Here is an 8,796-nt window from a genome sequence, read left to right on the forward strand (position 1 = left end):
GTACACCCCACGAAGCCCGCCCACCCGGCGAAGCCCGCTTACCCCACTCAACCAGCGCAGCCTGCCCACCCGGTGCATCCAACGAAGCCGGCCCACCCCGCGAAGCCGGCCTACCCCGCTCATCCAACGCACCCTGCCCACCCAGCGCACCCCACGAAGCCCGCCTACCCGGCTCAACCCGCCCACCCAGCGCACCCGACCAAGCCCGCCTACCCGGCTCAACCCGCCCACCCAGCGCACCCGACCAAGCCCGCTTACCCGACGAAGCCCTCCCACCCAGTGCACCCGACGAAGCCGTCGAAATCGCACCATCCGCACCACTAGAAGCCCGAGTACGGGCGCGGCTCGCCGCACTCGCGAACAGCGGTGACAACGACGAGGAGAAGCTGATCCTGGGTGGTGTGGCCGTCGGCTGCCCCGGCGAGAACGTCGGCGACAGCCAGGTTTGGTCCCTGCGCGGCACGGCCGCCGGCGCGACGACGGGCACACTCTCCTTCGGCCCGGCGACCACCGGGGTCTCCACGACAAGCAGGCCGCGCTACGGCACGGTCCTCACCAGCTGAGGTCAGCCGCCGCTTCCGTGGTCGCCGCCAGGAAACCCGGGAAAACCGAAGGCTCCCGCGCGGGCCCGGACGGTCCCTCAGGGGATGTCACACACCGGCCGCAAAGCCGGGCCCGGACACCCCGGGCCCGGCACACCACTGTCCCGGACCAGTCACGTTCACGTTGCAGGATTCAAGATCGGACGCGACACGCACACAGCTCAGGTCCTCAACCACCGAAGCCAGGCTCCGTGTGATCGAGTCCGCCGGCTCCTTGAACAAGACCTGTGGACCGGCGTGCCGCGCTCTTCTTCTCGCCCGCCGTGTCGCCGATCACGCTGATCTTCGCCACCGGACTCCAGGAGTCCAAGGGCGATGAGTTTCGCCGTGGTTGCCAGTCTGCATCCCCGACACGCGTTCAACCGCACTCGAGGAGAGCATCATGACCGCTACCTATGCATTCGACGTCTTCTCCAGCCTCGACGGCTTCGGCGGCGCCGGCGGCAACTGGACCGGCTACTGGGGCAAGCAGGGCCCCGAGCTCCTCGACCACCGCCTCGCCCTGTACGGCCAGGAGCAGCGGATGGTCTTCGGGGCCAACACGTATCGGGCGTTCGCGCAGATGCTGGCCTCGAGCACCGAGGAGTCCGAGGTGCGTGACCCATGGGTCACGCGGATGAGGAGCCTGCCGGCAACGGTGGTCTCGACCACGCTGGAGGGATCCCTCGAGTGGCCGGATGCGACCGTCGTGAGCGGCGATGCCGTCGACGTCGTCGCCCGGCTCAAGGAGGAGTCCGAGGTGCCGTTGCGCTCGCACGGCAGCCTGTCGATGAACCGGGCGCTGATGGCCGCCGGTCTGGTCGACCGCGTCCAGGTGACGCTCTTCCCTGTGATCACCGGTCAGACCGGGCTGGACCCGGTCTTCCAGGGTGCGGCCGACTTCGACCTCGAGCTGATCGAGCGCCGGACGCTCGACGACCACATCCAAGAGCTCGTCTACCGGCCCACCCTGCATGTCTGAGTCCATCTATGCACCCCACCCCGTCAAGCAGCCGAACCTGATGGCTCTATCGAGCAGTAGAGATCAACGAAGCCGAACCTGACCGGAAGTTCCAGCTCGTCCAGGTCACCACTGAGATCGCCCGGAGGTGGTGGTGGCCATGTCACAAATCGCCGTCGGCCATCGTCTCAGTGTCGGACTCCCACCGGAGGGGTGGAGGAGAGATGTCGAGCATTAGGGGTGTGACCGCATGAACCTCGCACTGTGGATCGGCGCCGGACTGCTGGCTGTAGTGGCCCTGACCGGCGGCATCAGCAAGACATTCGTGCCCAAGGAGAAACTCGCTGCGGCCCATGGTGGGGGATGGACCGCAGACGCCGGCGTCGGCTTCGTCAAGACCCTCGGCGTCCTCGAGCTCCTGGCTGCGTTGGGCTTGATCTTGCCCGCTCTGGTCGGCATCGCACCAGCTCTGGTGCCGGTGACTGCCGCCTGCTGGGTCTTGCTGATGGTCGGCGCGATGGTCACTCATGGCCGACTCGGCGAATCCAAGTTCGTGGTGCTCAACCTGGTCTATCTCGTGCTTGCGGCATTCATCGCGTGGGGCCGCTTCGGCCCCGAATCCTTCACCGTCTGACCAGCGGCAGCGACAACGCACAGTTCGCGATCGCCCAGCCCAGTGCGGCCCCTCGCGGCCGCGCTTGGCGGGCGTCGCGGTCAGTGCCTTCCCGCACGGGTCAGGGCGTCCTCGGCCTGGATGGCCAGGGTGGCGACGAGATCGGCTGCCGGGGGCAGGTCGGTGATGAGATCGACGGCCTCGCCGGCCCAGACCGGCAGCGGCGGCACCTCGCCTCGTGCCACGTCGTCCTGATAGTCCTGCTGAGCCTGCCCATCCGCGGCGAGTTCTGCTTCCCGGCCCCGCCATTGGTCAAGGTAGCGATAGCCCAAAGTGCGAGCGGTGTACCGGGAGGGCCATCGGGAGCCGCGGGCGATGTCCAGGACTCGGTTGCGTTCGGTGTCCTCCCCGCGTCCCTCGACGATCGCGGTGGCGATCGAGGGGTGGACCAGGGCCTCGGCCGTGGCCTGGAAGCGGGTGCCGATGACCGCCCCCTCAGCACCCAGGGCCAGAGCCGCGGCCACGCCACGGCCGTCGGCGATCCCGCCGGCCGCCAGTACCGGCACGGGTGCCGCCAGATCCACCACGACCGGCACGAACGGCAGTGTGGACCGGCCGTGCCGGGCCCCGTGCCCACCGCTCTCGGTGCCCTGCGCCACGATGACATCGGCACCCACGTCCACTGCCCGCCTGGCCTCCTCCAGGTCGGTGACCTGGACGATCAGTGCCACACCCGCCCGGCGGATCCGCTCGGCGAAGGGGCCCGGGTCGCCGAAGGACAGCATCACCCCTGTGGGTCGGTGCTCCAGCGCCCGTTCGACCGCACCGGCATCGATTGCCCAGGTCAGAAAGCCGATGCCCCACGGCTTGTCGGTGCCCTTTGCGACGATGGGCAGCTCGCGGGCCAGCCAGTCCGGATCCCCGTTTCCGGCGCCCAGCAACCCGAGCCCGCCGCCGCGCGAGACGGCCGCCGCCAGCGCACCACCGGCCGAACCCCCCATGGGTGCCAGCACGATCGGATGCCGCACACCGAACAACTTCGTGAATGCCGTCGACAACGCCATGACCGCCATCATCGCTCTCACCGGCACACAGGCTCACCGGCACAGGCATCACCCTCTTGACCAGTGATGCATGCTGGAGGCACAATCATCACCGACTGAACCAGTGACGCTACTGTGCCAAGTACGCCGGAATTACCCACACGGCAGTCCACGTGCTGACCCGGGCCACGTCGCCCCCGACCACCACACATAGGAGACCGGATGGCTGACGCCTGCGACATCGAGGTCGTCGTCTGCGACGTACTCGGAACGATGGTCGACGAGCCGGGCGGACTTCGAGCGGCCATTCGCGACGCGGTGCCCGCGTCCGACGATGCGTCCGTCGACCAGTTGCTCACCGTATGGCGAGAGCATGTCGAGCATGAGCAGCAACGCATCGAGGAAGAGAGCCGGGCATACGCCAACTCCGAGATCATCGACCGCGAGGCAGCTCAACGCGTAGCCGACCGTGCCGGGCTCACCGACCCGGTGGTCATCGAGCGACTGGCTACGGCGAGTCAGCGCCTGAAGCCGTGGGACGACTCGCTCGCCGGACTCACGCGCCTCGCGCGGCGATTTCCCGTACTGGGGCTCTCCAATGCCAGTCGCGCGACTCTGTTCCGTCTCAACGCCTACGCCGGGCTGCGCTGGCACCAAGCCTTGTCCGCGGAAGATGCCCAGGCATTCAAGCCCGCACCGGAGGTCTACCAGCTCGCGGTCGACGCGGCACGATGTCCGTCGGAGCGCGTGCTGATGGTCGCCGCCCACGCCTGGGACCTTCGCGGAGCTCAGGCGGTGGGAATGCGAACTGCCTATGTTCAGCGGCCAGCCGGGGATCGTCCCAAGGGTAGCGACACCTTCAATTGGCGGTCGGACAGCCTGGACACGTTGGTCACCGCGCTGACGGCGACGTAGAAGTGTCGACCGGAAAACCGCTCAGCGACGTCTACTCGCCGGCCCTGTGCGGCATCGGCGCGCATGCGGGCCGTCGGGTTGGTGGTCGGCGTCTGCGGAAAGGACCCTTTCCAAATGCGCAAGGTCACCGGACTGGGCTGCCGCGAGGAACGCCTGAACGAGCCGCCGATGCGCGACCGAGTCCACTGGCTGCCCGCGACGGTTTGCAGCGAGACGCTCCTGGGCGCGCGAGACCTGCTGCCTCGTATTGACGACGCTGAGGCGCAGGATCTCGGAGATCCGGCCGTACGGATAGCCGAAACCCTCCCGCAGGACGTACGCGGCACGTTGCCTCGGCGTGAGCGTCTCCATCAGCAGGAGAACCGCTCGCTCGACGGCGTCCTGCTGCTCCGCCGCTGCTTCTGGGGTCGCGCAGGCGTCCACCTGCTCCGGGAGCCAAGGACTGGCGCAGGATTCTCGACGTCTCCAGGCGGACTGGACGACGTTGATGGCCAGCCGCACCGTTGTCGTCCTGAGCAGCGCCGACGGGTTCAGGACAACCGTGCGGTCTGTGCCCTGCCACCGCAACCATGCCTCTTGGAGGACGTCTTCGGCCTCGCTCTCGTTTCCGACGATTCGGTTGGCGATCTTGAGCAGTGCGGGCCTGGCACGGACGAACACCGACGCCGCCTCGTCCAGTTCACCAATCGTCGGGCCCGCCGCCAGGCCCGCCAAGCCCACCATCTCCCGACCTTGCCCGGCTTCGGCCAGATATGTGTCCACGACGGGCTCCTCTGCTCCGTGGGCCAGCGCCTTGAAAGCGGCTGACAACCAACGTCGCGCCTATGGCAGCCGGTCGCGCCCTTGGAAAGCCGTAGGCGGCTCCGTGGTGGTGCCGTGGCAGCCCCGTGGCAAGCCTCCGTAGTCGCCCCACCCGGCAGCGCTACGAGGCAGGTCGGAGCCGCTTCATTGGCAGCGCTCGGACGTCGCCCATCGGGCCGGGCGGCCGGCTCGTTCAGTTGGCGGCGACTTCCTCAAGGGCGCAGGGCAGCAGGCAGGGCTTGCCCGCATTTGGTTTCAAACGAGACCGTATCGAACGGATGGATGGCTGTAACGTGGCCTCATGAGCGCCGACGTCCCTCACAGAACCACCCCCGCGCACGTGATCGATCGCCCCGGGGATGCCTCGCCCTTCGCTCTCGGCTTGCTGCTGCGCCGGGCGCACTGGCGCGCGGCGGCGGTGATGGAGGAGGCGCTTCGGCCGCTCGGCATCGAGTTGCGGCATTTTGCCGTGCTGATCGTGCTGGTCGACCGCGGGCCCACGGTGCAGCGGGACTTGGCGGCGGCGACGGGGTCGGACAAGGCGGGAATCATGCGGGTCGCGGACGACCTGGAGCGTAAGGGGCTGGCCGTACGCAAGTCCGTTCCGGGCGACCGGCGGGTGCGGGCGGTTGAAATCACGCCTCAGGGCATCGAGCTCTTCGACGCAGCTCACGTGGCGGCGGAGCCGCTGGCTGAGCGTCTGGTTGCCCAACTGGGGCCCGGCGAGCCCGAGCAGCTGACGGCTCTGCTGACCCGGTTCGCCCATCCCACAGGCGACGAAGCGTAAGCGCCCCCGAACGACGGTTGCCTGCCGCGCGGGCGCGCTTCGTCCCGTGCGGCTTTCGCGGCGAACCGGGCCCTGAGAGCTGCGACCATCGTCGCTACGCGCCGGCCCTGGCTGCGAGCCGCAGTCGGAGCGCCACCGTCACCGTCGGAGGGGACGGTGGCGACGAGGGGACACCGTGCCGCGTCCTGGGCCGTCCTGGGCCGGAGCGCGACACGGCGCCTATGGCTCGGGGTTACACGGCGAGGCGCTCCGCGAGTTCCTTGGCCTTGGTGGTCGCGTCCTCGAAGGCACGCTTGCGGGAGGCCTCGTAGAGGGGGACCAGTTCGGACATGGCCGGGTTGCGGGGCGCCATGGTGAGTTCCGGGACGATGAAGTCGAGGTCCAGGCCGAGGCTGCGCTTGAGGACGGCCTCCAGGTAGTTCTGCACGAACTCGAAGTCCTCGCGCGGGGTGCCCGGCGCGTAGGAGCCGCCGCGGCTGGCGACGACGACGACCGGGGTGCCCTGGGCGGAGGGGGCCTCGCCGGCGGTGCGGCCGAGCAGGAACACGTTGTCCAGCCACACCTTGAGGGTCGACGGGATCGAGTAGTTGTGCATGGGGGCGCCGATCAGGACGGCGTCCGCCTGCTCCAGCTCCTCGATGAGTTTCACGCGCGCGGCGAACGCGGCGGACTGCTCCGGGGTGCGATCGGACGGGGCGGTGAAACCGGCGGTCCAGGCGGTGGCGGTGATGTGCGGGAGGGGGTCGGCGGCGAGGTCGCGGTAGATCACCGTGCCCTCCGGGTGCTGCTCCTCCCAGGTCTTGCGGAAGGCGGCCGCGACCGAACGGGACGAGGACGCTTCGCCGGGGAGCACGGACGAGTCGATGTGCAGCAACGTGGCCATGGGCTTTCTCCAAAGAGCCATGCCCTAGGCGGGAAACCAAGGGCTGAGGATTGATGCTCGAGGATAGTTAAACACGAGACGGTATTGAATGATACTATCGCGATTGCAACGTGTTTGGAGACGTCGAGCAAACGGAAGGCAGACGATCTTGGACGTCTATGAGGCGGTCACCAGCCGACGGGCGGTGCGCGGATTCACCGACCTGCAAGTCCCGAGGGAGGTACTGGAACGCGTGATATCCACCGCGGCCTGGACGCCGTCCGCATCGAACCTCCAGCCGTGGCACGTCTATGTGGTGACCGGCGGTCCGCTGGCCGAGATCAAGAAGCGCGCCTGCGGGCGCGTGATCTCGGGCAGCCCCTGGGACGAGCCGGAGTACGAGCAGTACCCACCGGCACTGAAGTCCCCGTACCGCGAGCGCCGATCCGCCTTCGGCGAGCAGCGCTATGGCGCACTCGGCATTCCGCGCGAGGACTTGGAGGCGCGCCAGCGGGCAGCTTCCGCGAACTGGGACTGTTTCGGCGCGCCCGCTGCCCTGTTCTGCTACATCGACCGCGACCTGGGTCCGGCCCAGTGGTCTGACGTCGGCATGTATCTGCAGACCGTCATGCTGCTGCTCCGAGCCGAAGGGCTGCACAGTTGTGCGCAGATGGCATGGGCGAAGTATCACAAGACCGTCGCGGAGGTCCTGTCACCCCCGGGCGAGCTCATCCTCTTCTGCGGCATGTCGATCGGGTTCGAGGACGTCACGGTGGATTACACCCGCACGGGCCGGGCGCCGCTCGACGAGACGGTCATGTTCGTCGACAGTTACTGACGCTGCCCGCCCTCAGCCGAGTGGGGCACCGTTTCTTGTCGCGCCCACATAGCGGTCCATATGCCATATTGCGCCCATAACTCCAACGAAAGGCGTGTCATGAAGTTCGCAGTCATCGGCGGTACCGGGCTGATCGGGTCGCAGGTCGTCAAGAACCTGAACGCCGCCGGGCACGAGGCGGTACCGCACTCGCAGTCCACCGGAGTCAACGTCATCAGCGGCCAAGGTCTGGACGAGGCAGTGGCTGGAGCCGACGTCGTCGTCAACCTGACGAACTCCCCTACCTTCGACGAAGCCTCCCCGGCCTTCTTCCAGACCTCGATGAACAACCTGCTGGCCGCGGCCCGGAAGGGCGGCGTCGGCCACTTCGTCATCCTCTCGATCGTCGGCGTGGACCAGGTGCCGGAGCTGGACTACTACCGGGCCAAGGCGCTCCAGGAGGACATCCTCGCGGCAGGGCCGATCCCCTACTCGATCGTCCGGGCGACGCAGTTCATGGAGTTCATGGACGCCGTCCTGTCCTGGACCGCCGACGGCGACACCGTCCGGTTGCCCGCCACGCCGATCCAGCCGATCGCTGCCAAGGACGTGGCCGGCGCGGTGGCGGAGGTCGCCGCGGGCGCCCCTCTGAACGGCATTCGCAACATCGGAGGTCCCGAGATCTTCTCCCTGGACGAGCTGGGCCGGATCACCCTGTCCCACAGGAGCGACAGCCGTACGGTCGTCACCGACCCCACCGCCGGCATGTTCGCCCTCGTCAAGGGTGACGTCCTCACCGACAAGGACGCTCACCTCGCCCCCACCCGCTACGCCGACTGGCTGTCCTGACTCGCTCGCGCCCTGGGCATGGCACCCGACTCGACCAAGCCTCCGGAACCGTCCTGACCAGGAGCGATACGAGGCCGGGCGAGGCCGCTTCGCGGACGCGCGGGGTGTGGTTCCGCGTCTACGCGGCCGAGAGTCCCCGAGAGCCTGACCCCCGCGGGGGCGAGGAGGTGTTCGCGGGCCAGGCGGAGCAGTCGGCCTGGAGCAGGAGGCGACCGGGATCGAATGTTCGGTGGCAGCGCTCATGCGCCATCCTCGCGCTCGAACCACGGGCGAGTAATCTCAAGACGTATTACCATACCGGTCGAAGTGTCCGGACAGGGGAGCTGCCATGACGAGGAGCGGTTCGGGAGCCGGACTCCTCGGGAGGCAGAGCGAGTGCCAGGTTCTCGACGACCTCTTGGCAGGCGCCAGAGCTGGGCGCAGTGGGGTCCTGGTCCTGCGCGGTGAGGCAGGGATCGGGAAGACCGAGCTGTTGAGACACCTCCTCGAGCGTGCCGTTGGTTGCCGCACCGTCAGGGTGGCCGGCGTCCAGTCCGAGATGGAGCTCTCCTACGCCGGCCTGCACCA

At 68.2% G+C, this 8,796-nt stretch carries 11 protein-coding genes; 8 read left to right on the forward strand and 3 right to left on the reverse strand.

Annotation, left to right across the window (positions count from 1 at the left end; all coding sequences use genetic code 11):
• Positions 1 to 401: 401 nt before the first annotated feature.
• From GAS53_RS55875 to GAS53_RS53950, 3 genes are all read left to right on the forward strand, one after another.
• On the forward strand, positions 402 to 563 hold the full coding sequence (locus tag GAS53_RS55875; RefSeq protein ID WP_192583715.1) for a hypothetical protein: 162 nt from the start codon (positions 402 to 404) through the stop codon (positions 561 to 563).
• A 421-nt stretch (positions 564 to 984) separates the two neighbouring features.
• Complete coding sequence (locus GAS53_RS53945) at positions 985 to 1,563, forward strand: dihydrofolate reductase family protein (protein WP_151485158.1); 579 nt, start codon at positions 985 to 987, stop codon at positions 1,561 to 1,563.
• A gap of 229 nt (positions 1,564 to 1,792) precedes the next feature.
• Entirely contained in the window at positions 1,793 to 2,176 is a 384-nt protein-coding gene (locus GAS53_RS53950) for a DoxX family protein (protein ID WP_151485159.1), read from the forward strand.
• An 80-nt stretch (positions 2,177 to 2,256) separates the two neighbouring features.
• Here the strand turns inward: GAS53_RS53950 and GAS53_RS53955 are convergent, their stop codons facing one another.
• The gene (locus GAS53_RS53955) at positions 2,257 to 3,219 is read right to left on the reverse strand and encodes an NAD(P)H-dependent flavin oxidoreductase (RefSeq protein ID WP_151485160.1); all 963 of its coding nucleotides are present in this window, start codon (positions 3,217 to 3,219) and stop codon (positions 2,257 to 2,259) included.
• Positions 3,220 to 3,420: 201 nt separating this feature from the next.
• On the opposite strand from GAS53_RS53955, the gene GAS53_RS53960 reads away from it, so the two are divergent.
• Positions 3,421 to 4,113, forward strand: coding sequence for a haloacid dehalogenase type II (locus GAS53_RS53960; RefSeq protein ID WP_151485161.1), 693 nt, complete (start codon positions 3,421 to 3,423; stop codon positions 4,111 to 4,113).
• A 21-nt stretch (positions 4,114 to 4,134) separates the two neighbouring features.
• On the opposite strand, the gene GAS53_RS53965 is transcribed toward GAS53_RS53960, so the two are convergent.
• Positions 4,135 to 4,875: a sigma-70 family RNA polymerase sigma factor gene (locus GAS53_RS53965; RefSeq protein WP_225859713.1), complete on the reverse strand. Its 741-nt coding sequence runs from the start codon at positions 4,873 to 4,875 to the stop codon at positions 4,135 to 4,137.
• Between the two features lie 340 nt (positions 4,876 to 5,215).
• Here GAS53_RS53965 and GAS53_RS53970 point away from each other — a divergent pair, with 340 nt between their 5' ends.
• On the forward strand, positions 5,216 to 5,701 hold the full coding sequence (locus tag GAS53_RS53970; RefSeq protein ID WP_151485162.1) for a MarR family winged helix-turn-helix transcriptional regulator: 486 nt from the start codon (positions 5,216 to 5,218) through the stop codon (positions 5,699 to 5,701).
• A gap of 232 nt (positions 5,702 to 5,933) precedes the next feature.
• Here the strand turns inward: GAS53_RS53970 and GAS53_RS53975 are convergent, their stop codons facing one another.
• On the reverse strand, positions 5,934 to 6,584 hold the full coding sequence (locus GAS53_RS53975) for an FMN-dependent NADH-azoreductase (protein WP_151485163.1): 651 nt from the start codon (positions 6,582 to 6,584) through the stop codon (positions 5,934 to 5,936).
• A gap of 148 nt (positions 6,585 to 6,732) precedes the next feature.
• On the opposite strand from GAS53_RS53975, the gene GAS53_RS53980 reads away from it, so the two are divergent.
• The 3 genes from GAS53_RS53980 to GAS53_RS53990 all read left to right on the forward strand — a co-directional run.
• Positions 6,733 to 7,401: a nitroreductase gene (locus tag GAS53_RS53980; protein ID WP_151485164.1), complete on the forward strand. Its 669-nt coding sequence runs from the start codon at positions 6,733 to 6,735 to the stop codon at positions 7,399 to 7,401.
• A gap of 99 nt (positions 7,402 to 7,500) precedes the next feature.
• Positions 7,501 to 8,229: an SDR family oxidoreductase gene (locus tag GAS53_RS53985; RefSeq protein WP_151485165.1), complete on the forward strand. Its 729-nt coding sequence runs from the start codon at positions 7,501 to 7,503 to the stop codon at positions 8,227 to 8,229.
• Between the two features lie 328 nt (positions 8,230 to 8,557).
• On the forward strand, positions 8,558 to 8,796 hold a 239-nt coding region (locus GAS53_RS53990; RefSeq protein ID WP_151485166.1), incomplete at its 3' end, for an ATP-binding protein.

This window comes from Streptomyces albicerus (assembly GCF_008905045.1).
Lineage (GTDB): Bacteria > Actinomycetota > Actinomycetes > Streptomycetales > Streptomycetaceae > Streptomyces > Streptomyces albicerus.

Bases quoted from the DNA above. Each gene is read 5' to 3' on its own strand.
- GAS53_RS53950 (WP_151485159.1), top strand. From the start codon at position 1,793: ATGAACCTCGCACTGTGGATCGGCGCCGGACTGCTGGCTGTAGTGGCC.
- GAS53_RS53955 (WP_151485160.1), bottom strand. From the start codon at position 3,219: ATGGCGTTGTCGACGGCATTCACGAAGTTGTTCGGTGTGCGGCATCCG.
- GAS53_RS53975 (WP_151485163.1), bottom strand. From the start codon at position 6,584: ATGGCCACGTTGCTGCACATCGACTCGTCCGTGCTCCCCGGCGAAGCG.
- GAS53_RS53985 (WP_151485165.1), top strand. From the start codon at position 7,501: ATGAAGTTCGCAGTCATCGGCGGTACCGGGCTGATCGGGTCGCAGGTC.
- GAS53_RS53945 (WP_151485158.1), top strand. From the start codon at position 985: ATGACCGCTACCTATGCATTCGACGTCTTCTCCAGCCTCGACGGCTTC.
- GAS53_RS53970 (WP_151485162.1), top strand. From the start codon at position 5,216: ATGAGCGCCGACGTCCCTCACAGAACCACCCCCGCGCACGTGATCGAT.
- GAS53_RS53960 (WP_151485161.1), top strand. From the start codon at position 3,421: ATGGCTGACGCCTGCGACATCGAGGTCGTCGTCTGCGACGTACTCGGA.